This is a genomic window from Pseudomonas sp. Pse79 (assembly GCF_024519615.1).
In the GTDB taxonomy this organism is placed as follows: domain Bacteria; phylum Pseudomonadota; class Gammaproteobacteria; order Pseudomonadales; family Pseudomonadaceae; genus Aquipseudomonas; species Aquipseudomonas veronii.
In genome coordinates, this window is sequence record NZ_JALJRR010000001.1 from 267,533 (window position 1) to 291,526 (window position 23,994).

The following is a 23,994-nucleotide window of genomic DNA, read 5'->3' on the forward strand; positions in this document are numbered from 1 at the left end:
GCCATTGGGGTTACTGGTCCTGCTCGGTTGAATCGTTTGGTGGTCGCGGCATCTCTTCGTCCGCCTTGTAAGCGCGAATGTCGATCAGTGCTGCTACGTGTTTTATGTGGGCGTACCGCAATGCCTTGACGCTGTGATCCAGGGTGGTCACTGGCAGCTGAATACGGCCGCTGTTGATCGCCTCAGTGAAGGTCTTTTCGTTAAGGTTTTTGAAGTAATGCACGCGCAGCTTTTCCAGGGGGATAAGCACGTCGCCGAAGAGTTGGTGCAGCATCTCGATGGTGGCGCTATCCGGTGCGGGTTGCAGTCGTAGCGGTGTTTGACTGATGTTGCTCATGGGCAGCGGCCTCCTTGCGTTTGAGTCGTGAAGGGTGGTTCCAAGCATTCAGGCAATGGCGTTTGGTCAGCTCCCGCAGATGCTCCGGCACTTCGAGGAGCGCAGCGTTGCGCTCCTCGCGTGTACGCATGGCGACGATCTGGCGGGCGTACTCCCTAGGCCACGTCACGGTTGTCTGCCGGGATGGCTGGCAGTTCGAGGCCCAACTGGTCGGCGAGCCAGCGGATGCCGGCTTGTCGGACCTTGGTCGACTGGCTGTACTGCATGCCGGCGGTCGCGTGGTACCAGTTGCTGTCTTTGACGCGTAGGTACTCGCGATCCCGCACCGGGAAAGCTGGCAGGTTGCGGTCGTTGAGCAGGCCCTTTTGACGCATGAGTAGGATCAGCTTGGGGCGGGTGAGGCCAAAGTACTTGGCGGCTTTTTCGAGGCTACGTTCCATCTCGACCTCCTAGGCTGCATGCGCGGCGTGAGTCGCCACGGCAGCCAGGTGGGTGATGGATTCCGCGACCATGGAATAGATCTCCAAGTCGCTGCCGTACACCGTGAAGCACTTGGAGCGCGGCGTCCGGACGCCAATACTCATGATGGTGGTGATGCCGGCGCGGGTTTTGTTGCGGTGTATTGCAAGGCTGATCGGTTGCTCAAAACCCATATCGAGGCTGAGCGCGCCGCCGGTTCGCACCAGATCGAACACCTGTTGCTTATGTTCGGTGTCAAACACGCCATAGCGTCGATCTGCATGCGGCGTGGCAGGTGTCTCGGCAGGATTAGATGGCCCGTTGACGATCTCCTCGATGAAGTCCGCAAGCTTAAGGTGCATCTTCTTGCTGTTGGTCAGGGTCAGCGTGTGGCGTTCGCTGTCCAGCTCAACAGTGAAGTGCGTGTCGACTTTGCGGCGTTCGACTTTCAGGCGGAAGGCCAGGGCTTCACGCTGCGTCTCGGCGCGCAGGAGGTGGTTGAAGGTTTCGGTCAAGTTGACCTGGGCCTTGAGCAGGGTCAGGGAGCGATTGTCGAGTTTGAACTTGCTCATGCTGCAAACCCTCCGCCATTTGGATCGAACGGAGCGCGTGTGGCGCGGGCTTTCTGCTTTGGCTTGGTGGTGACAAACGTGCAGCCGCATTCGCGAGCTAGGCGACGAATCTCGAAGATGCGGGAGGGAGCGGCAGCGGCCGGGTGGACGTGTAGGGTGGCTGTGGTGTGCATGGTGAGCTTCGCTCTGTGGTGGAGAGAGAAGCTCAAATATCAACCATTGGTTGATTTTAGTCAACTGATGGTGACACCCTGCGCTAGAAATATTGTGTTTTTACAGATTGCTATGACGGCCTTTCCTCCAGAAACACAGAGTATTGACCGCCAGAGTAATTCAATCGGCGCCAGTCATTTAAAGATCTTCCTGAGCTGATCTCATATGCAAATTGAGTTATGTGATCTAGATCTTGGTGGATTTCGCTTACGACAGGCAGATGGTGCCGGACCCACTTTAGATAACCATAAATCCAAAAACTGGCTTTCAGATGATTGTCCCATTCCGTCCAGTTAGTAGTGGATGCTAAAGGTTTCTGTATCTTTCGCTTGAGTGTACCCAGTTTTGTGGTAAGCATCGCAAACACCTCTTTTTGGAAAGTAGTGTTGCTATTTGCTAATAGAAAGGCGCCGACATCCGTTGTTTTTGCTTGATGGTCAGTTTGAAATATACTTGTTCCATTTTTTGTTAGTTTTTCTATCAGAAACAGGATTTCATCTAGCCAAACTTCAGCTAAGAAGCTAATGTTTATAATTTCTTTTTCAAGTAACGGGTTTACAATCTCGGTTATCAACCACGGATAGCAGTAACTAAGCTCGTTCATGTGGTTGCGTAAATTCTTGAATAGCTCTTTTGTGTTTTCTTTAGAAGTTGGGAATTGAAATAGGGTTAAATAGTGCTTTATTGATTTTTTGTAAATTGTGTTATCGCTGTCGCGGCGATAACTGTTGTTTACTATCCATCCCGTGACCAATTTTTGTTCGGTATTCGTTATTGACTTTATAAGATTGAAGTTTCGAGGGTTTTTATTGATGAGCGTTTCCAAGCCAGAATAACCAAGCCAGCGGAGTAGCGGTTTTTTTTGCGACATTAAGAGTTTTGAATATTCGGGCGTCAATCCGATGATCGCACTCATAGATATCTCGCATATGATCTGTGCGGCAACTGCACATGCAATAGTTTGGTTGGCGTTTTTTAGATTGATTTCTTTGTCGATAGAACTAAGTGTGTGAAATAGCACGCTTGGTTGCTTGATCCATAAGAACTTTATTGCGTAGAAATCTCCCCAGCTTAATGATTTGAATTTTGTGGGGTGGACAAAATCTGACCCTCGTGCGTGTAGTAGAAGTTCTTCTATTGAACTTCTTAGGGATGAGGCGATATATACTTCTTGTGCTGGCTCTAATTCTTCTGGCGGCTTAGATTTTGATTTTTTGATAAGAAGCAGGCTTAGTTTGTTTGCAATGCTTTCTGTAATGATAAAAGTTTTAAGTGTTCTTGTAGGAGAGTGGGCTAAAATATTTGCCCCTATCTCCCAGTAGTCACTAAGTTCTTGCTCGGTAACTTTGTGAAGAGATATTAAGAAGTTTTCAGGAGATCCTAGTTTTTTGCTGTTGAGGATGTTGTCTTTTGTATATCCATCTTGTTCAAGTTTTGTTTTTAGATTTTGAGCGCTTAGATTGGCGAGTTCAGCGTTATTTGTCCAAGCAGCTATAGCTTTTGCTGCTAGCGGTGCATCGAGGAATGACAATGGTTCATAGGTCGCGGTTACGAGTCGTTGCTTGATAAAGGTCGTTGAGTCGATCAGAAGTTCCAAGGTGTTTATTGGTAGCGTGGATTTTGTCAGTAAGTTGTGGGTGTATTCCGCTACTTTAGGAAGTATGTCGCCAGGGATGATGGTTATTAGTAGGGGGTAATTGTCTGTGGCGCTTTGTAGAGAGTTCGAAAGATGAAAGCCTTTGATGGGTTTTCCTGTGTGGTCGGATACAATGATGTATCGATCATGTAGGAAGTCTTTTGGGATTCCGTATAGTTTGAAATTTATATTATCTGTGATTGTGGATACTTGTTGATATGCTTGAGTGCAGTTCGCGATTCTAGGGTTTGGCTGTCCACTTTCATAAGTTGTTATTACGATGTATTCACTTCCTGTGCTGGCCTTAGGAAGAAGTAACGAGATGCCAACATCTTCAAAGTAAGGATCAAAGATAACTAACTGATGCTCTTGGTAAGAACCAATGACTCTATGGATCCATTCAACGAACTCTACTCTTCCTAAGCCACCGCTATCTCTAAAACGTTGGAAGAAGCCGCCTTCAGATACTTCGGGGAATGCTTCTTTTATAAGGCTTTTCATCTGATGATTAGAGCGAACCCAAGGGTCGTCTATCTCATTTTTAAATTTGGAGGTTGTCGCTTTCGATCCATGGTTAATCGTTTGAAGCGCTTTAATTCGATCTGTTTTTGGTGACGAGTTAATAACGTTGGTCAGCCAATCAAAGTTAATTGATTTTCCAGATATAGTGCCGATGCGAGTAGAAATTGCATTTGCTCGCATATAGCTGACATCATATGAGCAATGTAATTTTCCGACAGAACTGTTACTTGTGGATGTGAATATTTCAAATTTCACACTGTCAATTATATTGATGTATTCTGCCTGGGCCTCGACCAAAAAGATGACAGTGCCTTCAACGGGCTGTTGTGTTAAAACTAAAGAATGTATTTTTTGATTGTCATTTATAAAGTGTATGACTAGTGAGGCGCTTGTGATTTTTTGTATTTCTTCTTCGGTGGTTAGATCTAGTTCTACTGTGAATATATTATTATGTCTGTCCCAGCTTGCATGAAGGTTGTCTTTTTCTTTTTCGTTTAATGTTGGAAATACTAATAACTCAACACTTCCTAGTCTAGGGCTATCTTCGTTGTGGAACTGCATTCCTGTATCTTTGTTTAGTTGGGAGATGGCAAACTCCACTAGCTTGGTGTTGTATGTGTTCTCAATGTTGAAAGTGGTGCTTCTATTTGGGAGTATTATTGAGGCGCTAAATGCAGAAGCGGTTCCATGTGGGCTTCTTATGGTTCCAGATCGAGGCCCATTTCTCATTGTTATTAAAGTGGTTGGTTTGTAAATTACATCTGTTTGTATAGTGAAATCCTTTATTCTCTCTGCCAGGTCGCTGCTAATGGTGATGTCAAGCTCACGACTTATTTGCTCTATGGTCTTTCCTAGTAGTAGATTTTCTAATGTGTTGCTGGCTTTTGATGGGGCGCAGTAAAGGTTTAGTGGCAGTATTTGGCTTTTTGTATTGGAAACTATTTTAAAATGATCCTCCTTCGGTGCATGCCATTCATTGCCTTGGTAACTTGAAGGAAGGAATCGTGCGTAAAGAAGATTGGTGATCTTTGATTCGTCTTGAATTGTTTGGAGTAACCATATCTGAATTGCGCAGTTATCGCCGGCAGTATCATCGAATAGACGTTGAAGGTTGGTATCGTTAATTATCGATTGTATGTCTGTCATGGCTGTCCTTGTCTGACGGTGTACGGGTGTTTAGTTAGTGAGTGTAGCGATAATTAAAGTTCTTATTATTCGGGGATAAAAGAGCCAACAACTTTTCCGCAGATATGGGTTTCTTCTGTAATGTCGATGATAGGATATTGGGGGTTTATAGGCCTCAAAAACTGACGCCCGGCGTCTTCTACCAAGACTTTGAATGTGGCTTCATTGGTTCGTGGGACTCTGGCTATTACTCGATCCCCAGTTTTAGTTTCGGCCTCTGGATCAACAAAGATAATGCAGCCTGTGGGATAGCTACGGCCTGGACCTGGATTGGTCATTGAGTCGCCAAGGACCTTGAGTGCGTATCCGTGGTTGCTTATTGGTACAGGGCAAGATAACCATGAGTCGGAATCATATGATTCGAAATTGGAAATCGCCTCGCACCAGGCGCCTGCTTGAACCCAAGAGATTAGCGGAACCTTTCCAAAACGCTGATAGATTTCGCTGACGTTACTCCCGTCTCCGACAACCATGTGTCGAACGTTGGTTTCACCAGTCTGTTCCTTCGGCAGCACACCGTATTCAAGCCATTCACGGCGCACCTTTAACCAAGAGCAAAGCGCAACCATGCTATCCGCTTCCGCCATGGCCTCGCCATTCAACCATTTGCTAACAGCTTGAGTGGTCTTGTTGACTCCCAGTCCTTTTAACTGACGATGGATGTCCACACCACGACCCCGGGCGCGTACGCCAGCATCGTCGAGAGCTTCGTGTAAGCGGGCGCTAAAAGCGACCCTCAATTCATTTTTATCAACCATGGGTTGAGGGTGCCACGGAGCTTGCACAATAGTCAGTTGATGTTTAATATCAACTTCGAGTTGATAAATGGAGGTTGCCATGTTGGACCCCGCAGGTTTTCCGAATGCCATTGCGTTCGCATTTGAAGCTGTAGGCGGCATCGGGGCCGCCGCCAAGGTTTGCGATAGAAGCTATCAAGCGCTGAATAAGTGGCGTCAGGCAGCCTGTCTGCCACGGACCGATTACACCGGTGAAACCCAATACGCTGTGCTTTTGGCGAGAGCCGCAAAGCAGAAGGGCAACGACTTTGAGTCGGCCTGGCTTCTGAGCGCTTCTGCACCGCAGAAAGTTGCTGCATAGCATAGTCAGAAAAAAGGCGACCCAAGGGCCGCCTAGTTCCTCCCGGCACACACCACCACAGTGCTGTCGGGTCGCGACGAAGGTAGGAGGGCACACCACATGCAAACCACCTCCCTTTATCGCGCTGCCAAGACACGGATGCCTTGGGTTGCTGCCTTCTCCACCACAGATTAGGCAGCTGTTGCGCCAGAGGTGAGCAACGGATTGTTCGCCTCGGCACGGTGCCGGTTTCGATCCCTAAGATCTGGCCGGCGTTTGGGCCCTTTCAAGCCACGCGGCAAATGTAACACCACTGCATGTCGCGGGGCACTGGCAACTTAGTAGGATTAATGCCATGAGCCGAGTAGCTTTAAGCTGTGTTGATCGAGCGCAAAGGGAAGTCCTGACGCTCGAATTAGCCCTGTACCACGCCGCACGGGACTATCCCGGCGGTGCCGCTGCAATCGCGGCCACCACCGGCCGCAATGCCACCACGCTGCAGCACAAGTTGTCTCCCACCCATCCCTCGCACGCGGTCAACATTCAAGAGTTCGGCGAGATCCTCGAATTGACCAAGGACCGCCGCATCCTCGATGCGGTGCATGCATTGGTCGGCGACACAACGTGGCAAGAGCTGGCTGAAACCTATACCAGTGACATGCCTGAGACCCTGACCACCGGTATTGCCTCGTACTTCAGGCAGGTGGCTGACCTGGCCGACACCTGGGCCAAGAGCATTGGCGATGGCGTTGTGAGTGATCAGGAACTGGCCGAGATTCGCCTGCAGGTATTTCGCGGAATCCAAGGGCTGTTGGGGATGCTCAATCGCGCCCAATACGTCAACCAGACAACTCGGGGGGCGGACCGTGGCTGACGACATCGACTTTGCAAATGACCTGGTGCAGGAGCGTATGGACCGTGCGCTTGCCGCACGAAACGCGAAAAAAACCGCCATGCCCGCGCATTCCTTCATGTTCTGTGAAGAGTGCGACACGCCGATCCCAACAGCGCGCCGCGTTGCGATTCCCGGCTGCACGCATTGCGTGACTTGCCAATCCATCGACGAAGCCAGGAATGCCCGCCATGCTCGATGAGGTATTGAATCAGTTCGCGGACTACGGCCTTGAACCCGTTCAGCCCCTGGTCTTCGGCAAACTCACCCGCTGCAAAACCACCCAGGACAAGGGCAAGGAAAAAAACGGCTGGTACGTCATCCACGAACACCGTACTGAAAAAAACGAAACGCTGATCTTCGGCAGCTTCGGTGACTGGCGCTCCGGTGACACCCAAAAGATCAAGGTCAAGGCCGGGCGCATGAGCACCGAAGAGCGTGAGGTCATGCGCGCTCGGCAGGAAGAGGCAAAGCGTAAGGCTGCCGAGGTTGCGGCCAACGCCTCGCGCCGAGCGGCCAGCCGTGCTGCCGGCCTGTTCAAGCGCATGCCGGAGAAGGGCAAGAGCGCCTATCTGGATCGAAAGCAGATTGTCGGCTTCAAGGTTCGCTATGCGCCACGTACTGGCGCATTTTTGGTGCCTATGTGCAATGTGCGCGATCAGATCGTCGGCCTGCAGGTGATTTTCCCCGCGAAGCAAGAGGACACCGGCCGCGACAAGGCGTACTGGCCCTACGGCATGTCGAAGGAAGGCGCCTTCCACCTGATCGGCCCGCATCCTGAGCCCGGCGAACCGGTGTTGGTGTGTGAGGGCTACGCCACGGGCGCCAGCCTGTACATGGCGACGTCGCTTACTGTTGCCATCGCCTTCGACGCGGGCAACCTGCTGCCGGTCTCCAAGGCCATGCGCGAGCGTTTCCCCGGCTGCCCATTGATCATCTGCCGCGACGACGACTGGAAGACCAAACGCCCCAACGGTGACGCCTGGAACCCAGGCGAAGAGAAGGCCGCCAACGCCGCGTTGGTCGTCGGCGGTCAAGTGGTTGCCCCGGTGTTCTCCGGCGAGCGCGAGATCAAGTGGACCGACTTCAACGACCTGCACGTCGCCGAAGGTTTGGAGGCCGTCCGCCGCCAGGTGCTGGCGGTGGTCAAGCCTCCTGCAGCGGGTGGTTGGAAAGACCAACTCGCCCGCACAGAAAACGGCTCCCTGATCGCACACATGCAAAACGTGGAGTTGATCCTGGGCAACGACGAACGCTGGGCCGGCGTCATCGGTTACAGCGTGTTCAGCTCCAAGATCGTCAAACTGCGGTCTGCGCCTTTCGGCGGCGGTGCCGGGGATTGGGCCGACATCGACGACATGCGCGTGATGAAGTGGCTCGCGCAGCAATACAACCTGCGCGTCAAAGCCTCCCACGTGATCGAGGCGGTCAGCGTTGTCGCCCACGACCACGCCTTCCATCCCGTGCGTGAGTACCTGGAGAAGCTGGAGTGGGACCGCGTGCCCCGTATAGAAACCTGGCTGACTGACGTGCTGGGCGTCAATGCCAGCGAGTACTCGGCCAAGGTCGGCAAGCGCTGGCTGATCTCCGCAGTCGCACGGGTGATGCGTCCAGGCTGCAAAGCTGACTCGGTGATGATCCTCGAAGGCGGGCAGGGCGCCGGCAAGTCCACGGCCATGGGCGTACTCGGCGGCGAGTGGTTCATGGACACGCCTTTTGCCCTCGGCGACAAGGACAGCTTCCAGGCGATTCGCGGCAAGTGGATCGTCGAGCTGGGAGAGCTGGACAGCTTCAACAAAGCCGAAAGCACCAAGGCCAAGCAGTTCTTCTCCGCGTCCACCGACACCTACCGCGAAAGCTACGGCCGCAGAACGAATGACGTGCCACGCCAGTGTGTTTTCGTGGGCACCACCAACCAAGAGGAATACCTCAAGGACGCCACGGGCAACCGTCGCTACTGGCCGGTGTTCTGCAACAAGGTCGATCTGGAGCAACTGCGCGAGATCCGCGATCAGCTGTGGGCCGAGGCTTTGTTCTGCTTCGAGGCGGGCGACATCTGGTGGGTGAACAAAGACGAATCCAAGATGTTCGCCGAGGCCCAGGACGAACGCTTCGTGGTCGACGAATGGGAAGGGCCAATCCTGGCGTGGATGGAAGAGTCGCAGATCGGCGAGACGGCCACCGGCAACGAGATCCTGACCCAGGCGCTGAAACTGGACTTCGGGCACTGGGGCAAACCCGAGCAGATGCGGGTCGGGGCAATCATGCACCGGCTGGGTTGGCGAAAGCGGCGCATGCCGGCGTTGCCGAAAAGTGGAGTGCGGCCATGGGCCTATGAAAAGCCTGCGGGCTGGGGGCGTGCGTCTGTGTTGCAGCAGTCGGTGATCGAGGAGCCTTGCTTTGATTAAGCGAATCGACGAGATGCTCAAGCTATGGGCGCAGGATCTGCATTCGCCTTTACCAGAAAACGTTGGAGGGCCGAGTGGCGGCAACATGATCGCCATGCTGATGGAATGCAAAGGGGAGCTGATACGCGGCACGCGTGGTAGTCGGGTGCTGCTGGATGAGTCGGTCGACATCGAGCTGATCGTCAACAAGCACTTGCCGCCGCAGCTGTCGGTCGTCGTGCGCGAGCACTACTGCAACCACGAGAGCTTCCTGTCCCAGAAGTACACCCACTGCGGATGCAGTCGGGATACCTACTACCAGCGTCTGCACGAAGCCCACCTGCACATCGCCGGCATGCTGATGGGGAAGGCTGCATGACCCTCGGCGTCAATCCACGTGCCGCTGTCCTACTGTCCTGCCTTGTCCGACTGCTATTTAGCGCAGTTGGACAGGCGCAGGCCGCGCCGTTGTTGGTCTGTCCTACCGTCCAACCTTTACCCGCCCCACGCACACATGAGCATAGCGGGCACGTAATCGCGCCCATGGCGCGCACGCGTGATTTTAGCTTTCTCTCTATACACAAGAGAAAGGAAGAAAAGGTAGGACAGTAGGGCAGAGCCCCGAATTCAGGCGCCTGTAGCTGTCCTACTTCGATCAGGAATAGTAGGACAGGTCAGACAGGGCACCAGAAGCGATAGCCGATTGAATGCGTTGTCCCTGTGTTGCACCTGCGTCATACCTGTATTGCACCCGTATTGCGCCATGGCATTAAAACTCCCTTGCTGCCACCGGAATCCACCTGTAAAAAGTACCCATCTTCGATAGGTGCGACCGCAAGCAGCGGGACTCACCACCACACTGAACCCGGCCATTGCGCCGGGTTTTTGCGTTTATGGGCTATGGCGTTACCAGCTGCTGGGCTTTCTTCTTGTCTTCAAGTTGAAACATGACGATCACGGCCAGCGAAATCACGGAAAAGACGCCCAGGCTCATGAAATTCATCAGCAGCAGAAAAACATCGAATCGAGTCATCGGCTCGCTGCTGGTGATGAACTCCACCATTTTCCCGACGCCGGTCGCGACAAGGACAAAGCAGGAGAAATACACCCAGCCTCTGTAGATCTTGCGTCGTATCCAAGCCCATGTGTTTCGAAATTTATCTTTTGCTTCATCAGATGCCTGCGCCCATGCCAATACGAAGCCGGGCACGCCAATGACAGTAATCAGCAAACTCGCAACGCCGATGACAAGGCTTAGTAGGTCAAACGCGCTCATGTGCACTCTCCAAAAAACCAGTAATTCCATGTGATGAACGTTTGATAAATACGAGGGGGCGAAAACAATTTTTGCCCCATAACACCGATACCAAACAGGAAAATGGTATGACAAACGAGCAGCAAGCGCTTATTGAGATGCCGATCTGGATGGTGATCGTACTGTCCCTGGTCGGCGGGATTTCCGGCGAGGCGTGGCGGGCCGACAAAGCGGGGGTGAGCGGCTGGTCATTGGTCCGCCGTTTGCTGCTTCGGTCCGGGGCCTGCGTGGTCTGCGGGCTTTCCACCATGATGTTGCTGCACGCTTCGGGGATGTCGGTTCTGGCGGCGGGGAGCATCGGCTGCCTCACCGCGATGGCCGGTGCCGATCTCGCCATCGGTCTGTACGAACGCTGGGCCGCCAAGCGGTTGGGCGTGTGCGATGTTCCTCCCTCGGGTGGTGGTCAGGCATGACGTACTGGGGGCCACGGAATACGTGGCCTGTAGGGGCTTGCATCAAAATGGTGCGCCGAAAAGTCGCCGGGGACCCTGGCGGCATTCGAGGGACACGGGGCATGAAACCCGCGGGAAAGCGTTAGCGGGAGAGCTGCCAACTTACTGAAATTCAATCCATTGAAATTGAAAGGCTTGCATTGAAAAGCCGTTGAAAAAGGATAGCTCATGACAGAACCAACCTACCTGTCAAAGAGCGCTTTCGCGGCTCGCATCGGCAGGACGCCTAGTTACATCACCTGGCTAAAAGGCAACAACCGCCTAGTGCTTTCGCCGGATGGCAAGATGGTGGATGTGCTGGCAACCGAAGCACTGATCCTCGAAACCGCCGACCCTAGCAAAGCCGCCGTCGCGGCTCGACACCAACAGGACCGGATCCAGCGTGACGTTTACAGTCAACTTTCCTCCCAGGTCGAGCCGACTAACGCGGCTGCGCCGCCGCAGCCAATTGCTGTCGGCGCCAAGGGCCATGACTTCCAAAAGGCTCGCGCCATGCGCGAACACAATCTGGCGCAACTGGCCGAGATCGAGCTGCACAAGGCGCAGGGCTCGCTGGTTGCCAGGGATGCTGTCGAGCTGGGGGCCTACAACGCTGGGCGGCACTTGCGTGACCAACTCTTCGGCCTGCTACCCCAGCTGTCCCACAAAGTTGCAGCCATGACCGATCCCTGGGATATCGAAAAACACCTGACGGCAACACTCCGCAAATCACTGGAAGAGGCGGAGCGTATGTCTTCGTCCGACCTCGAACGAGCGATAACTGTGAGCTGACCTATGACCACGGAATTTCCTGACGGTGACCGTGCGTACCGTGAAGCGTATTTCCGTGGGTTGCGACCCGACCCAGACCTCTGGATCGACGAGTGGGCAGACGAGTTTATGCGTATCCCGCGAGACACTGGTGCACCTGAGCCCGGGAAATACCGCACCGAGCGGACGCCATACGCTCGCGAACCTATGCGCTGCCTGTCGCCGGCTCACCCGTGCCGGCGCGTGGTCACGATGGTAGCTTCGCAGCTGATGAAAACGCAGATCGCCTTGAACTGGATGGGCGGCCTGATCCACATGGCACCGTCCAACATCCTGGCGCTGTTGCCTAGCCTGAGCCTGTCCAAGCGAGTTTCCGGGCGGATCAGCAAGACGATCAAGGCAACACCAGAGCTGGCAAAGCGGGTAGCGGCCAGCCGCTCACGGGATGCCCGCAACACCATGGATACCAAGGAGTTCGAGGGCGGCGCCCTGTACGTCACCACGGCGGGCTCTGCGGCCAACCTGTCGGAGCTGTCGGCGCGCTACATCTACGGCGATGAGGTCGACCGTTGGGAGAACGATGTCGGCCAGGAAGGCGATCCCATCGTGCTGGCGGAAACGCGGGCGACCAACTTCGGGCGCAACGCCAAGATCTACTTCTCCAGCTCGCCGACGATCAAGGGCGCCTCGCGGATCTCGGACCTGTTCGAGTCCAGCGACCAGCGTTACTACTATGTGCCATGCCCCACCTGCGGGCACATGCAGGTGCTGGAATGGGAGCGGCTGCTCTACAGCAAGGACTACAGCACGGTTCACTACCAGTGCGCTGCGTCTGAATGTGACGTCCTGATCGAGGAGCATCACAAGACCGACATGCTCGCCCGTGGGGAATGGCGCGCCCATGGCAACGGCGATGGCAAGACGGTGGGTTTCCACCTCAACGCGCTGTACTCGCCGATTGGTTGGAAGGACTGGGCCTCGCTGGCCGAAGAGTTCGAAGATGCCAAGAAGGCCCAGGCCAAGGGCGACATGGGCCTGATGCAGGTGTTCTACAACACCCGTCTCGCCAAGGTTTGGGACAGCGCGCAAGAGCAGACCAAGGCCGAAGTGCTGGTCGCTCGGGCACGGCTGGAGACCTACACCCTCGGCAGCATGCCGGTGGGCGTATTGATGCTGACGGGCGCCGTCGACGTCCAGGCCAATCGCCTGGAGTTGATGGTGATGGGATTCGGCGTCGGTATGGAGCGTTGGGTGGTCGACCACCAGGTGATTTGGGGCGATCCTGCGGATGAGCGCACCTGGGCGGTGTTGGACGAAAAACTCAAGGTTCGATACCGACACCCTTGCGGCGTTGCGTTGGCGATCCTGGCGACGGGCGTTGACTCCGGCGGTCACCACACCGACGAGGTGTACCAGTTCTGCCGTGTGAGGCGCTGGCGCAACATCTTCGCCATCAAGGGCGCGAGCAAGCCCGGCAAACCGGTGATTGCTCAGCGGCCGTCCATGGTCGACGTGACATGGAAGGGCCAGACCGAACGCGGCGGCGCCGAGCTGTGGTTTGTCGGTACCGACACCGCGAAGGACTGGATCTACAACCGTTACGCCTTCGAGGACGGCCCTGGTTCGCTGCACTTTGCCAACGACCTGCCGGACGAATTCTTCGCCCAGTGCGTTGCCGAGCGCAAGGTCGCCCGATACGTCAAAGGCTACAAGCGTATCGAGTGGGTCAAGGGCAAGGCTGAGCGCAACGAAGCGCTCGACCTGATGGTGTACTGCCTGGCGATGGCGCATTACCTCGGCATCAACCGGTACCAGGAACACGACTGGGAGCGAGTACGCCAAGCGCTGGCGCAGTCCGGATTGTTCGACGATGTGTCGGGCGTCAAGCCCGTGCAAGACGAACGCGCCGACGTTGACGAAGCACCGGCACCGGTTGCTGCGCGTCAGTCGCTTCCAGCACCGCCGCCTGCTGCCTCAGTCGCCCAACCGCGACCCGCTGCACCCCCACAACGCCGCAGTTCCACCAGCGGTTACCTGAAGAGACGCTGATATGTCGTTTACCCCGAAGCACCTCGAAGCCATCGAGCGCGCCATCGCACGCGGTGAAAAGACCGTGCGCTACAGCGACCGCACGGTGGAGTACCGCTCCATCGATGAACTGCTCAAGGCCCGCGACGAGATCCGCACGTCGCTGACCAACGCTGCCGGGCCGCGCTCTCGCGTGGTTCGGCTAACCCACGGAGGCAAAGGACTCTAATGGCCCGACATTATCCGACGCTGACCCGTAACGGATTCTTGCTGCCGTCGAACATCAAGGCCAGTTACGAAGGCGCCGGGGAGGGCCGGCGTTCGGCCAGTTGGGAAGCCTCCGATAACGGCATCAACAGCATCAACACCCCGGCGCTTCGCAACCTGCGGGCTCGTTCGCGGGCGGCAGTGCGCAATGACCCGTATGCCTTCAACGTCATCGACAAGCGCGTCAGCAACCTGATCGGCACCGGCATCACACCCAGGCCGACCACGGACGATGCTGAGCTGCGCAAGTTGAAACAGCAGCTGTGGGACGACTGGGTGGATGAGGCCGACGCCGATGAACTGACGGACTTCTACGGCATGCAGGCGCTGGTGGCGCGCACCGTAGAAACTGCAGGGGAATGCTTCGTCCGATTACGGCCGCGCAGCCCGAGCGAAGGGTTGGCGGTGCCGCTGCAACTGCAGGCGCTGGCCCCTGAATTTGTCCCACACGACAAGTTCGAGACGGCTAAAAACGGCAACGTCATCCGTGCCGGGATCGAGTTCAATCCGGCTGGCAAGCGTGTGGCGTATTGGATGTACCTCTCGCATCCACGCGATTCGTCGTCGTTGAACGCGGGCTACAACCAGTTGGTACGTGTGCCGGCGGCTCAGGTGCTGCATATCTTCGAACCGATGGAGCCAGGGCAACTGCGCGGCGTGCCGCGTCTGGCGCCGGTATTGAAGCGCCTGCGCAGCCTGGACAACTACGACGATGCGGTGTTGTTTCGCCAGGAAGTGGCAAACCTGTTCGCCGGTTTCATCAAGCGGCCGTCACCGGAGATGGGGCAGCAACCACGCGACCCTGTCACGGGGCAACTGCTGACGACCGACCGTGATGGCTTCACGCCGATGGTCGCCCTGGAGCCCGGCACCATGCAGGAGCTGGGGCCTGGTGAAGAGGTGGAGTTTTCCAAACCACCGGATGCCGGCAACAACTACCCAGACTTTATGCGGCAGCAGTTGATGGCTGCGGCGGCGGGGTCGGGCACGCCTTACGAGATCCTCACCGGCGATATGCGGGAGGTCAACGACCGGGCGCTACGGGTAGTGCTCAACGAGTTCCGGCGGCGCCTGGAGCAACTGCAATTTGGCGTGTATGTGCATCAATTGTGTCGCCCGGTGCGGGCAGCCTGGATGGACATGGCGGTGCTGTCCGGCGCCCTGGTGCTGGAGGACTACGCGCAACGCCGTCGCGAATACCTGCGCACACGTTGGGTGCCGCAAGGCTGGGCTTACATCCAGCCGGTACAGGACGTACAGGCGCGGCGGATGGAAGTGCAGGCGGGCTTTGCCTCGCGCAGCGAGATGGTGCTGCGTACTGGCTATGACGCGGAAACGGTCGATACCGAAAACGCTGCAGATCTCGTCAGGGCCACGGGCCTTGGCCTCAATTACACGACTCTTGAAGCCATCGAGGTGATCGATGACAAGGAACAACCATGAGCAAAAAAACCAAACCCCGCGTTTATGACAAGGCCGGCAAGCAGGTAAAGGTCGCTGACAAAAGCTGGTACACCTTCCAGGCCAGCGGCGAAGCTGAGCAACGCAGCATCGAGATCTTCGTGTACGGCGAGATCGGCGCCTGGGGCGTCACTGCCAACCAGTTCGTGCAGGATCTTCGCGCCATGGATGACGGTATGTCGCCTGTGATTGTTGCGTTCAACAGCATCGGCGGCGACCTGTTCGACGGCCTGGCGATCCACAACGCACTGTCGCGCCTGGGAGCGCGCTGCACCGGTCGCATTGATGCCTTGGCGGCCAGCGCGGCCAGTGTCGCGGTGTGCGGCGCTCACCGGGTGGTAATCGCGGCCAATGCCATGCTGATGATCCACAACCCCTACACCTTTACCAGTGGTGATGCCGAAGACTTCCGCCGCGTCGCCGATGTGCTGGACCAGACCCTGGAAGCCATCATCGCGGCGTACAAATCCAAGGCGCCGGACATCGACGAAGCCGAGCTGCGGCGCATGGTTAACGCTGAAACCTGGCTCACGGCCAATGAAGCGGTGGCGCTGGGCTTGGCCGATGAAGTGGGCGATGGCCTCAAGGTCAGCGCCTGTCTCGGTCAGGGCAGCGTGTTGCAGCGTTTCCAGCATGCCCCACCGGAGTTGCTCGCCCAACTGGATGAAGAGCCGGAAGTCGAGCCGCCGGAGCCTGATCCAGCGCCGGTGGTGGACTCGTCCAAACTGGCGCTGATGGTCACCCAGGGTTGTGCTGCGGCGGGCATCAATAACCTGGTGGATTCGTTACTTGCCACCACAAAGCTGGAAAGCGAAGCCGTAGTCCAGGCTGCGCTGACAAAGGCCAAAGCCTTGCACGGCCTTTGCGTCGCAGCACGACTCCCGGAACTGACTGCCGAGTTCATCTCGGCGGGCCTGGACGAAGCCGCAGTCCGCGCGCGTCTGTTCGACAAGCTGGTGGGCAGTGGCGGTGGCTTTGAAATCAACAACAGCCTGCCGCTGGACGATGACCCAGTCCCAACGATAAAGGCCAAACAGGTCGACACCCACGCAGTCTGGGCCGCCCGCCAGGCAGCACAGAACGGAACCTCGAAAGGAGTAAGAGCATGACCATCAAACTGGAATCGATGCACGCGGGCGAGTTTCTGCTGTCCGAAGGCGCCGGCAATATTTCCCGTGAAGCGATCAACGTCGCCGCCGGGGCTGCCCTGGAGCCGGGCCAGATCCTCGGCCTGATTACGGTCAGCGGCGAGTTTGCGCCCTATCAGCCAACGGCCGAGGACGGCACTGAAAATGCCACCGCGATTCTTTACGGGCCGCTGGGACAATCGGACGTCGTCCGGCGCGGTCGTGCGGTAGTGCGGCTGGCCGAGGTCAGCGAAGCGCATCTGACGGGGCTTGATCCCGCCGCCGAAAAGGCTCTGGCCGCCCATTTCCTGATCGTCCGCTAAGACGCTCCCCCTATTTATCCATCCCGCCGAGTGCGGGATTTTTCGTTTCTGGAGAGTACCCCCATGGCCGATATCGCCATTTTTGAAGACGATGCGTTCAGCGTCTCCTCGCTGACCGCTGCAATCAATGAACAGGAATACCTGCCGGGCCGCATCAGTAGCTTGGGCCTGTTTCGCGAAGAGGGCATCAGCACGATCACCGTGCAGATCGAGAAGGACGGTGACACGCTGGCCCTGGTGCCAGCGGGGGAGCGTGGCACCTCGGGCCTGGTGGTCGGCGGGACCAAGCGTCAGTTGATCCCATTCAATACCGTGCACCTGCCTGAACGCTTCACCATCAAGGCCGATGAGATCCAGGGTATCCGAGCCTTCGGCACTCGCACCGAGTTGCAGTCGGTGCAAGATGTGGTCAACAAACGCCTGGCGAAGGCTCGCCGCCAGTTGGATGCCACGCACGAATTCCAGCGCATGGGTGCCCTGAACGGGCAGATCCTGGACGCGGACGGCAAGACCTCGCTCCTGGATATCTACAAGACGTTTGGCGTCAATCGCAAAAAGCTGCCGATGGGCCTGGGCAATCCGGACACTGAGTTGCGTGTTCGTGCCGGTGAAGCTCTCGATATGCAAGAGGAAGCCCTGGGCAGTATCACCAGCACCGGCTCCCGGGCCTTCTGCGGCAAGAACTTCTGGAACAAGCTGATCGTTCACCGGTCGGTCAAAGAGACCTACCTCAACACTATGCAAGCCGCGTCCCTGCGTGGCGATGCCCGTGAAAGCTTCGAGTTCGGCGGGATCGTCTGGGAGCGTTATCGTGGCAAGGTGGCCGGTGTTTCGTTCGTCCACGACGACAAGGCCCTGTTGATCCCCGAAGGCGTCCCGGATCTGTACATCTCGTCCTTCGCACCGGCCGACTACATGGAAACGGTCAACACCCAGGGCATCCCGTACTACAGCAAGATCGAGCCGCTGCCGTTCAACAAGGGCGTGGCCGGTGAAGCCCAGTCCAACCCGTTGCACCTGTGCACGCGGCCCCTGGCGCAGATCCTGCTGGAACTCTAACCATGGCCTTCCGCGATCTGATCGACGACATCGACGACGTGGTATTCGAGATCCTGGGGGACAGCGCCCAGATCGAAGGCCGCGCTGAGCCCGTGCTGGGTATGTTCGCGGCGCCGTGGAAGCAACCGCAGTTCGGCAAGGTCCACACCGGCTTACGCGAACCTCGCTTTGAGATCCGCGTGAAGGATTCGGACGGACTGAGCAAGGGGCTGCGGGTCACCATCGACCTGCCGACCCTGGATGGCGGCGGCGACTACGACCTGCTGCAACTGGAGCCCGGCGGCGATGGCTTGGTTGCCCTGATCTTGAGGAAGCGACCATGAGCGTCGGCAGCCATGTGCAGCAAAACCGCGACAGCGGGATGATCAATATCCTGCCGTCGGCGGAGCATTCCCGGGCCTTGCGCGAGTTTGGCCAACTGGTGCCCAAGGCTGCGGCGGCGGCTCAGCGTCGAGCAATCAACAAGACGTTGGGCTGGCTGCGTACCCACATTGCACGGGCGGTAGGCAAGCAGGAGCGGATCGCCATCGGCACCGTCCGGCAACGCTTGCGAGCTTACCCGGTGAGTGGTGGGGCAATGCGCGGCAAGTTGTGGTTTGGGGTCAACGCCATCGAGGCCAGCCGCATCGGACGGCCTCGGCAATCCCGCACCGGTGTCTCGGTGGCGGGGCGGCGGTACCAGGGGGCGTTCTTCAAACAGGTGTATGGCAGCAGCCCTGACATCTGGATACGCACGTCGAGCAAGCATTTCAACGCCACGGACTACCCCGGTAGCACGCAAGGCCGGCGCAGCTCGGGTTTCGTTGCGGAAAGCGACAACCGCTTCCCGCTAGCGAAAGCCAAAGTCTCGTTGGACCAGGTGCGACCTCACTTCGAAAGCTGGGTGAAACGTGCCGATGAACGCTTGCTGGAGATCCTCAAGCAAGAACTCAACTTTGAACTGCAGAAGTACCTCAAGGGGACCGCCCGTGTCTGATCAGCCTTTCAGCCTCGACCGTCTGTATGACGCCATCGAGCAGCACCTGCAGGAGCAATTGCCGGGCATTCGGGGCGCGTCGTTCTGGCCGGATCTGTCGGCAGACACCAGCATTCCTACGCCGGTGGTGTTACTGGAAATGGCCGAGATGGAACCGGCGCCGGATATCGGTACCGGTGAAACCTCGCTGACCTGCAAGTTCGAGGCGCGGATCATTGTCGATTCGATCAGCGCGGATCCGCAACGTCAGGCCGTGCAACTTGCCTCACAACTGGCAGTGCTTCTGCGAGGGCAGAACTGGGGCTTGGGTGTCGCCTGCGCACAGTTCGTGCGCTCCACTCAGGACTGGACCAAACCCGAACTGGATGGCTACTTTGTCTGGCTGGTTGAGTGGGATCAGACGGTTTACCTGGGCGCTGAGGAATGGCCTTGGCCGGATGAGCCTCCGGGTTCGTTGGTCATCAGCATTGAGCCGGGTGACGGGCCGGTGAGCCCCGAGGACATTCAGTGAGTTACGCCAGTGCGGAACATGACCGCATGATTGCCGCCATGCTGATGCCCTGCGTGGTGGTAGGTGTGGATCTGGCGGCGCCATCTGTGCGTGTCAGCAACGGCGAATGGACGAGCGCCTGGGTGCGCTGGCACAGTCTGGCGGCCGGCAAGGCGCGGCACTGGCGGGCGCCCAGCCTGGGCGAGCAGGGGGTATTGTTCAATCCCAGCGGCCAGGCGGGCATGGGCACGTTTATCCCTGGGCTGTACGGCAATGCCGGCGGCCCACCCGATAACCGCGATCATGTCGAGGTCTGGCGTTTTGACGATGGTGGCTCGCTGGTCTACGACTGGGCGGCCAAGACCTACGCCATCACCCTGCCGACCGGTACCGTCACTATCAAAGTGGGCAGCACCGTTGTGACCGTTACGGATAACGCGGTGAATGCCACGGTGGGCGGTACCGAGTTTGATTTGGCGCCTGGCTGGGCGGCTATTAAGTCGCCGCAGATAGCGTTGATCGGCGCGGTGGAAATAGACGGCCCGTTACACGTAACGCAAAGCATCACCGGCGCCGCCGACATCCTGGCGGCCGGTAACAGCGACAACCACCACAAGCACTAACCCAATTCAACTACAGCCCGCCGCGTGCGGGCTTTTTCATGCCCGGAGAAATCATGGCCAAAACCATCGAGAAGCCCGCACCCGAAGAACAGGCCCCGGCCGCGCAAGCGTCGCTGACGTTCCGCGATCTGGTCTACACGTCGCGCACGCTGGTTGTGCCTGACACCGATCGTACTTACCCGGTGGCCAAGGGCCTGGTGGTGGTGCCGGAGTCCGACAAAGAGGCTGTGGCCTTCCTGAAGGCTAACAGCGAATACGCCGCCCAGGAGGGCTAAGCCAGATGATCGGAATGGATCGCCACACCGGGCAGCCCATATCCGGCATCGAGCATTTTCGACAGTCCATTGCCGACATATTGAGTACGCCTCTGGGCAGTCGCCGGCAGCGGCCCGAGTACGGCAGCAAGCTACGCCTGTTCGTTGACTTACCAATCAATGCTGGCTGGAAAAGTGCGGTTCAGGCCGAAGCGGCCCGTGCCCTCGGCCTTCATGAGCCGCGCCTGAAACTTGAGCGCGTGACGGCGCTGTCGCTGCTGGATGGGAAAATAAACATGCTCGTTGCGGGCGAGTACCTGGGCGACAGCTTTGTCTTGGAGGTAAGCGTATGAGCATCGTGGATTTGTCGGCCTTGCCGGCGCCGGAGGTGCTTGAGCCGCTGGACTTTGAAGAGGTCTACGACGAAGGACTGTCAGCGTTTCGCGACTACATGGGCGACAACTGGAACGCCGCACTCGAAAGCGATCCTGTTACCAAAGTGCTGGAGGTGGGGGCTTACAACAAGGTTGGTAACCGTGCCCGGGTTAACGATGCCTGCAAGGCGCTGCTGTTGGCTCACGCCATCAAGGGCGACCTCGATCAGTTGGGCGCAAACGTCAACCTTCAGCGCCTGGTGATTCGTCCCGAGGATCTGCTGGCGGTTCCGCCGATGGCTGAAGTCCTTGAGGATGATGACCCGTTTCGTGAGCGCATCCAGTTGGCCTATGAGGGGCTGACCACAGCGGGACCGCGTAACAGCTACATCTTGCACGCGCGTAACGCGTCCGGCTTTGTGCTGGACGCCTCGGCGGAAAGTCCGTCGCCGGCAAGCGTTACCGTAACGGTGCTGAGTACCGAGGGGGATGGTACGCCCACGCCGGAACTGTTGGCCACGGTGGCTACTGCTTTGAATGATGAGGACGTGCGGCCATTGGGTGACCGGGTAAAGGTCCAGGGTGCCCAAATTCTGAAGTACCGAATTGACGCCATCCTGCACATGAACAGCGCCGGGCCTGAAGGTGACGCCGCCTTGGCCGAAGCCAAAACCCGGCTGTCGAAATGGATCAACCCCCGTAAGCGCCTTGGCGTTGAGGTGGCCCGCTCCGCCGTGGACGCCCAGGCGCATGTTGCTGGCGTTTCGCGCGTCGAGCTGCCCGGATGGGTCGACCTGGCCCCTACTGAAGCCCAGGCCGCGTACTGCACTGGTTACAACGTGAGGTTGGCGGATGAAAAGCCTACTGCCCAGCAATAGCACACGGCTAGAGCGGGCCATGGAGGCAGCGTTCTACGAGAAAACCATTGTTCCGTTACGCACGCTCTACAACGCCGATACGTGTCCGGCCCATTTGCTGCTGCATCTAGCGTGGGCTTGGTCGGTCGACCGCTGGGATTACCGGTGGAGCGAGGCGAGCAAGCGGGCCGCTATCAAGGCTTCGTATTACATCCACAAGCACAAAGGCACGATTGGCGCATTGCGCCGCGTGGTCGAGCCGCTGGGCTACCTGATCGAGGTCGTGGAGTGGTGGCAGACGGTGCCCGAGGGTGTTCCGGGGACGTTCGCGCTAAAGGTCGGCGTTCTTGACACCGGCATTACCGAGGAAATGTACGAAGAGCTGACCCGGCTCATAGATGACGCCAAGCCTGTCAGCCGGCATATGACCGGTCTGGCAATCAGCCTGGAAACCACCGGGTACATCGGCATTGGCGCCTGTGTAAGCGAGGGTGAAGTGATCGACGTTTACCCACCAACCCCCCGCGATATCGAGGTGACCGGCACCTATGGCCTGGTCATATGTATTGATGAAATTGACACCCTGGACGTGTATCCATGATTGATCAGAACAGTCAGTTTTTCGCCATCCTCACGGCAGTGGGTGAGGCGAAACAGGCAAACGCAACTGCCCTGGGCCAGCCCTGGACCTTCTCGCAAATGGGCGTAGGTGATGCCAACAACGCAGACCCTATTCCCGATCGCACCCAAACGCGCCTGATCAACGAGTGGCGCCGGGCTTCGGTCAATCAGGTGCGAACCGATCCAGCGAACCCGAACATCATCATCACCGAGCAGGTGATCCCGGCCGACGTGGGTGGTAAGTGGATTCGGGAAATCGCCCTGTATGACGCCGATGGCGACATGGTGGCGGTGGCCAACTGTGCGCCGAGCTTCAAGCCGTTGCTTGTGCAGGGGACTGGCAAGACCCAAATCATTCGTATGAACTTCATCGTCGCGAATACCGCGAGCGTCGTCCTGAAGATTGACCCGGCGATTGTCCTGGCAACTCGTGAATACGTTGACTCTCAGATTGTTGAAGCCATGGCAAAAATGGACTTCAAGCATTCGGTGTTGGTGGCCACCACGGCCAGCATCGCTTTGAGCGGTGTGCAGACCATCGACGGCGTGCTGTTGCCGGCGGATGCGCGCGTGCTGGTGAAGAATCAGGCGGCAGCCAAGGAAAACGGCCTGTACGTGGTTTCTTCTGCCGGCGTGTGGAAGAGAACCCAGGACGCAGACACCAGCGTCGAGGTGACGCCGGGCCTTTTCGTCAGTGTCGAAACCGGCACCTTAAACGGCGACAGTGTTTGGCAACTGGTGACGGATGCGCCGATTGTCCTGGACACTACCGCGCTTTCCTTCGAAATGGCCGTTGGCCGCACAGGCGTTAGCGCTGGCTCTTACGCCAATGTGACGGTCGACAAATGCGGTCGGGTTATCGCTGGCACCAACCCTTCGACATTGGCGGGTCATGGCATTACAGATGGCCTGCAAAAAGGTTATGTCGGTTTGGGCGGGAAGACTGCGCCAGTTGGTGAGATTGAAACGATCGCCTTAGATGGTGGGTTTCATTCGTTTGCGGGAGGGGATACAAATTTTGGTAATTACGTATCTGTCTTGAGCTTCCCTTATATCACTGCCGATTACAGCGCCCAGCTAGGGTTCAGGTACGCCGGCGACGAGCCTACGATACTTGCTCGTTCGACCAAAGCTTCCGGGCAGTGGGGCAACACGCGCACGTTGTGGCACAGCGGTAACTTTAATCCGGCAAGCTATATGACGCTGGCAAATGGGTATACCCGAACGCAAGTCGACGGTTTGCTCGCTCCCAAGGCCAATTGGGCGATCACTCTGGCGGGTTACGGGATCGGCGACGCGTATACAAAAACGCAGGTTGATAGCCTTGTAGCTAGTAAGGCCGCAAGCCAGGAAGAGGTCGATACCGGAAGTGCGGATAACAAATTTGTGCCGCCCGCCAAGATGCGTTTTGGCTTCGCTTTCATCAAGGGTGGCGGCGGGGCCAATAACGCAATCGTGTTCCCGACGTGGCTGGGGGGGGTGATGATTCAGTGGGGCGTGCACCTTGCACAAGTGGCTGACGCTGAAACAGTCGTTACATTCCCGCTGGGTTTTAACGTTACTCCCGCGTGCGTCAGTACCTTCGGCCATGATGGGGTGCTAAGTCAGTCGACGGTAACCTCGCAGGTTCGAACGTTAACAGCGACGGGTTTTCAGTCCCGTCGCGAGGACATTACCAGCACTTCATCTTTCAGTGGCACGGCGTTCATTCGCTGGATTGCTATCGGTTATTGAGGA

Annotated in this window: 28 protein-coding genes; 22 read left to right on the forward strand and 6 right to left on the reverse strand. The window is 57.2% G+C overall.

The genetic code is table 11. The features are described from left to right. Positions 1-10 precede the first annotated feature (10 nt). From NR164_RS01125 to NR164_RS01145, 5 genes are all read right to left on the reverse strand, one after another. Entirely contained in the window at positions 11-337 is a 327-nt protein-coding gene (locus NR164_RS01125; RefSeq protein WP_256822116.1) for a pyocin activator PrtN family protein, read from the reverse strand. Between the two features lie 155 nt (positions 338-492). Then, positions 493-777 carry a phage antirepressor KilAC domain-containing protein gene (locus tag NR164_RS01130; protein ID WP_256822117.1) on the reverse strand — a complete coding sequence of 95 codons (285 nt, stop codon included), beginning with the start codon at positions 775-777 and terminating at the stop codon, positions 493-495. Positions 778-786: 9 nt separating this feature from the next. Continuing rightward, positions 787-1,368, reverse strand: coding sequence for a hypothetical protein (locus NR164_RS01135; protein WP_256822118.1), 582 nt, complete (start codon positions 1,366-1,368; stop codon positions 787-789). Positions 1,369-1,651: 283 nt separating this feature from the next. Next, on the reverse strand, positions 1,652-4,885 hold the full coding sequence (locus NR164_RS01140) for a VPA1262 family protein (RefSeq protein ID WP_256822119.1): 3,234 nt from the start codon (positions 4,883-4,885) through the stop codon (positions 1,652-1,654). Positions 4,886-4,950: 65 nt separating this feature from the next. Next, positions 4,951-5,682, reverse strand: a complete 732-nt coding sequence (locus NR164_RS01145) for a LexA family transcriptional regulator (RefSeq protein WP_256822283.1) — start codon at positions 5,680-5,682, stop codon at positions 4,951-4,953. Positions 5,683-5,761: 79 nt separating this feature from the next. Here NR164_RS01145 and NR164_RS01150 point away from each other — a divergent pair, with 79 nt between their 5' ends. The 5 genes from NR164_RS01150 to NR164_RS01170 all read left to right on the forward strand — a co-directional run bounded on the left by NR164_RS01150 (position 5,762) and on the right by NR164_RS01170 (position 9,659). Then, positions 5,762-6,022, forward strand: coding sequence for a hypothetical protein (locus NR164_RS01150; protein WP_256822120.1), 261 nt, complete (start codon positions 5,762-5,764; stop codon positions 6,020-6,022). A 334-nt stretch (positions 6,023-6,356) separates the two neighbouring features. Next, a complete protein-coding gene (locus NR164_RS01155) occupies positions 6,357-6,875 on the forward strand; it encodes a phage regulatory CII family protein (protein ID WP_256822121.1) in 519 nt (172 codons plus the stop codon). Beyond that, positions 6,868-7,095, forward strand: a complete 228-nt coding sequence (locus tag NR164_RS01160; RefSeq protein ID WP_236238592.1) for a TraR/DksA family transcriptional regulator — start codon at positions 6,868-6,870, stop codon at positions 7,093-7,095. Before NR164_RS01155 ends, NR164_RS01160 begins: the two co-directional genes overlap by 8 nt. Continuing rightward, on the forward strand, positions 7,085-9,301 hold the full coding sequence (locus NR164_RS01165) for a VapE domain-containing protein (protein WP_256822122.1): 2,217 nt from the start codon (positions 7,085-7,087) through the stop codon (positions 9,299-9,301). Before NR164_RS01160 ends, NR164_RS01165 begins: the two co-directional genes overlap by 11 nt. After that, a complete protein-coding gene (locus NR164_RS01170) occupies positions 9,294-9,659 on the forward strand; it encodes a hypothetical protein (RefSeq protein ID WP_256822123.1) in 366 nt (121 codons plus the stop codon). Before NR164_RS01165 ends, NR164_RS01170 begins: the two co-directional genes overlap by 8 nt. Positions 9,660-10,178: 519 nt before the next feature. On the opposite strand, the gene NR164_RS01175 is transcribed toward NR164_RS01170, so the two are convergent. Next, positions 10,179-10,556 (reverse strand): hypothetical protein, encoded by a 378-nt coding sequence (locus NR164_RS01175; RefSeq protein ID WP_256822124.1) that lies wholly within the window; start codon positions 10,554-10,556, stop codon positions 10,179-10,181. Positions 10,557-10,663: 107 nt separating this feature from the next. On the opposite strand from NR164_RS01175, the gene NR164_RS01180 reads away from it, so the two are divergent. From NR164_RS01180 to NR164_RS01260, 17 genes are all read left to right on the forward strand, one after another. Next, a complete protein-coding gene (locus tag NR164_RS01180; RefSeq protein WP_256822125.1) occupies positions 10,664-11,008 on the forward strand; it encodes a phage holin family protein in 345 nt (114 codons plus the stop codon). Positions 11,009-11,215: 207 nt separating this feature from the next. After that, complete coding sequence (locus tag NR164_RS01185; protein WP_256822126.1) at positions 11,216-11,818, forward strand: terminase small subunit; 603 nt, start codon at positions 11,216-11,218, stop codon at positions 11,816-11,818. Between the two features lie 3 nt (positions 11,819-11,821). Further along, the gene (locus NR164_RS01190; protein WP_256822127.1) at positions 11,822-13,846 is read left to right on the forward strand and encodes a phage terminase large subunit family protein; all 2,025 of its coding nucleotides are present in this window, start codon (positions 11,822-11,824) and stop codon (positions 13,844-13,846) included. Position 13,847: 1 nt separating this feature from the next. Next, positions 13,848-14,054 (forward strand): phage head-tail joining protein, encoded by a 207-nt coding sequence (locus NR164_RS01195; RefSeq protein WP_048729082.1) that lies wholly within the window; start codon positions 13,848-13,850, stop codon positions 14,052-14,054. Further along, on the forward strand, positions 14,054-15,535 hold the full coding sequence (locus NR164_RS01200; RefSeq protein ID WP_256822128.1) for a phage portal protein: 1,482 nt from the start codon (positions 14,054-14,056) through the stop codon (positions 15,533-15,535). Before NR164_RS01195 ends, NR164_RS01200 begins: the two co-directional genes overlap by 1 nt. Beyond that, positions 15,532-16,662 carry a head maturation protease, ClpP-related gene (locus NR164_RS01205; RefSeq protein WP_256822129.1) on the forward strand — a complete coding sequence of 377 codons (1,131 nt, stop codon included), beginning with the start codon at positions 15,532-15,534 and terminating at the stop codon, positions 16,660-16,662. Before NR164_RS01200 ends, NR164_RS01205 begins: the two co-directional genes overlap by 4 nt. Then, complete coding sequence (locus NR164_RS01210; protein ID WP_256822130.1) at positions 16,659-17,003, forward strand: head decoration protein; 345 nt, start codon at positions 16,659-16,661, stop codon at positions 17,001-17,003. Before NR164_RS01205 ends, NR164_RS01210 begins: the two co-directional genes overlap by 4 nt. Positions 17,004-17,066: 63 nt before the next feature. Then, complete coding sequence (locus NR164_RS01215; RefSeq protein ID WP_074059106.1) at positions 17,067-18,062, forward strand: major capsid protein; 996 nt, start codon at positions 17,067-17,069, stop codon at positions 18,060-18,062. A gap of 2 nt (positions 18,063-18,064) precedes the next feature. Continuing rightward, positions 18,065-18,385, forward strand: a complete 321-nt coding sequence (locus tag NR164_RS01220) for a hypothetical protein (RefSeq protein WP_256822131.1) — start codon at positions 18,065-18,067, stop codon at positions 18,383-18,385. Then, the gene (locus NR164_RS01225) at positions 18,382-19,038 is read left to right on the forward strand and encodes a hypothetical protein (RefSeq protein ID WP_256822132.1); all 657 of its coding nucleotides are present in this window, start codon (positions 18,382-18,384) and stop codon (positions 19,036-19,038) included. The genes NR164_RS01220 and NR164_RS01225 overlap by 4 nt, the downstream gene beginning before the upstream one ends. Next, positions 19,031-19,549, forward strand: coding sequence for a hypothetical protein (locus NR164_RS01230; RefSeq protein ID WP_256822133.1), 519 nt, complete (start codon positions 19,031-19,033; stop codon positions 19,547-19,549). The genes NR164_RS01225 and NR164_RS01230 overlap by 8 nt, the downstream gene beginning before the upstream one ends. Beyond that, positions 19,546-20,151 carry a phage baseplate assembly protein V gene (locus tag NR164_RS01235; RefSeq protein WP_256822134.1) on the forward strand — a complete coding sequence of 202 codons (606 nt, stop codon included), beginning with the start codon at positions 19,546-19,548 and terminating at the stop codon, positions 20,149-20,151. The genes NR164_RS01230 and NR164_RS01235 overlap by 4 nt, the downstream gene beginning before the upstream one ends. 38 nt (positions 20,152-20,189) lie before the next feature. Then, entirely contained in the window at positions 20,190-20,426 is a 237-nt protein-coding gene (locus tag NR164_RS01240; RefSeq protein WP_256822135.1) for a hypothetical protein, read from the forward strand. Positions 20,427-20,431: 5 nt separating this feature from the next. Then, positions 20,432-20,758 carry a GPW/gp25 family protein gene (locus NR164_RS01245; RefSeq protein ID WP_256822137.1) on the forward strand — a complete coding sequence of 109 codons (327 nt, stop codon included), beginning with the start codon at positions 20,432-20,434 and terminating at the stop codon, positions 20,756-20,758. Further along, entirely contained in the window at positions 20,755-21,657 is a 903-nt protein-coding gene (locus NR164_RS01250) for a baseplate J/gp47 family protein (RefSeq protein WP_256822138.1), read from the forward strand. The genes NR164_RS01245 and NR164_RS01250 overlap by 4 nt, the downstream gene beginning before the upstream one ends. Further along, entirely contained in the window at positions 21,632-22,237 is a 606-nt protein-coding gene (locus NR164_RS01255; RefSeq protein ID WP_256822139.1) for a phage tail protein I, read from the forward strand. Before NR164_RS01250 ends, NR164_RS01255 begins: the two co-directional genes overlap by 26 nt. Further along, positions 22,234-23,991 (forward strand): phage tail protein, encoded by a 1,758-nt coding sequence (locus NR164_RS01260; protein ID WP_256822140.1) that lies wholly within the window; start codon positions 22,234-22,236, stop codon positions 23,989-23,991. Before NR164_RS01255 ends, NR164_RS01260 begins: the two co-directional genes overlap by 4 nt. Positions 23,992-23,994 lie beyond the last annotated feature (3 nt).

Bases quoted from the DNA above. Each gene is read 5' to 3' on its own strand.
- NR164_RS01125 (WP_256822116.1), bottom strand. From the start codon at position 337: ATGAGCAACATCAGTCAAACACCGCTACGACTGCAACCCGCACCGGAT.
- NR164_RS01130 (WP_256822117.1), bottom strand. From the start codon at position 777: ATGGAACGTAGCCTCGAAAAAGCCGCCAAGTACTTTGGCCTCACCCGC.
- NR164_RS01135 (WP_256822118.1), bottom strand. From the start codon at position 1,368: ATGAGCAAGTTCAAACTCGACAATCGCTCCCTGACCCTGCTCAAGGCC.
- NR164_RS01140 (WP_256822119.1), bottom strand. From the start codon at position 4,885: ATGACAGACATACAATCGATAATTAACGATACCAACCTTCAACGTCTA.
- NR164_RS01145 (WP_256822283.1), bottom strand. From the start codon at position 5,682: ATGGTTGATAAAAATGAATTGAGGGTCGCTTTTAGCGCCCGCTTACAC.
- NR164_RS01150 (WP_256822120.1), top strand. From the start codon at position 5,762: ATGTTGGACCCCGCAGGTTTTCCGAATGCCATTGCGTTCGCATTTGAA.
- NR164_RS01155 (WP_256822121.1), top strand. From the start codon at position 6,357: ATGAGCCGAGTAGCTTTAAGCTGTGTTGATCGAGCGCAAAGGGAAGTC.
- NR164_RS01165 (WP_256822122.1), top strand. From the start codon at position 7,085: ATGCTCGATGAGGTATTGAATCAGTTCGCGGACTACGGCCTTGAACCC.
- NR164_RS01175 (WP_256822124.1), bottom strand. From the start codon at position 10,556: ATGAGCGCGTTTGACCTACTAAGCCTTGTCATCGGCGTTGCGAGTTTG.
- NR164_RS01180 (WP_256822125.1), top strand. From the start codon at position 10,664: ATGACAAACGAGCAGCAAGCGCTTATTGAGATGCCGATCTGGATGGTG.
- NR164_RS01185 (WP_256822126.1), top strand. From the start codon at position 11,216: ATGACAGAACCAACCTACCTGTCAAAGAGCGCTTTCGCGGCTCGCATC.
- NR164_RS01190 (WP_256822127.1), top strand. From the start codon at position 11,822: ATGACCACGGAATTTCCTGACGGTGACCGTGCGTACCGTGAAGCGTAT.
- NR164_RS01195 (WP_048729082.1), top strand. From the start codon at position 13,848: ATGTCGTTTACCCCGAAGCACCTCGAAGCCATCGAGCGCGCCATCGCA.
- NR164_RS01200 (WP_256822128.1), top strand. From the start codon at position 14,054: ATGGCCCGACATTATCCGACGCTGACCCGTAACGGATTCTTGCTGCCG.
- NR164_RS01205 (WP_256822129.1), top strand. From the start codon at position 15,532: ATGAGCAAAAAAACCAAACCCCGCGTTTATGACAAGGCCGGCAAGCAG.
- NR164_RS01210 (WP_256822130.1), top strand. From the start codon at position 16,659: ATGACCATCAAACTGGAATCGATGCACGCGGGCGAGTTTCTGCTGTCC.
- NR164_RS01215 (WP_074059106.1), top strand. From the start codon at position 17,067: ATGGCCGATATCGCCATTTTTGAAGACGATGCGTTCAGCGTCTCCTCG.
- NR164_RS01220 (WP_256822131.1), top strand. From the start codon at position 18,065: ATGGCCTTCCGCGATCTGATCGACGACATCGACGACGTGGTATTCGAG.
- NR164_RS01225 (WP_256822132.1), top strand. From the start codon at position 18,382: ATGAGCGTCGGCAGCCATGTGCAGCAAAACCGCGACAGCGGGATGATC.
- NR164_RS01240 (WP_256822135.1), top strand. From the start codon at position 20,190: ATGCCCGGAGAAATCATGGCCAAAACCATCGAGAAGCCCGCACCCGAA.
- NR164_RS01245 (WP_256822137.1), top strand. From the start codon at position 20,432: ATGATCGGAATGGATCGCCACACCGGGCAGCCCATATCCGGCATCGAG.
- NR164_RS01250 (WP_256822138.1), top strand. From the start codon at position 20,755: ATGAGCATCGTGGATTTGTCGGCCTTGCCGGCGCCGGAGGTGCTTGAG.
- NR164_RS01255 (WP_256822139.1), top strand. From the start codon at position 21,632: ATGAAAAGCCTACTGCCCAGCAATAGCACACGGCTAGAGCGGGCCATG.
- NR164_RS01260 (WP_256822140.1), top strand. From the start codon at position 22,234: ATGATTGATCAGAACAGTCAGTTTTTCGCCATCCTCACGGCAGTGGGT.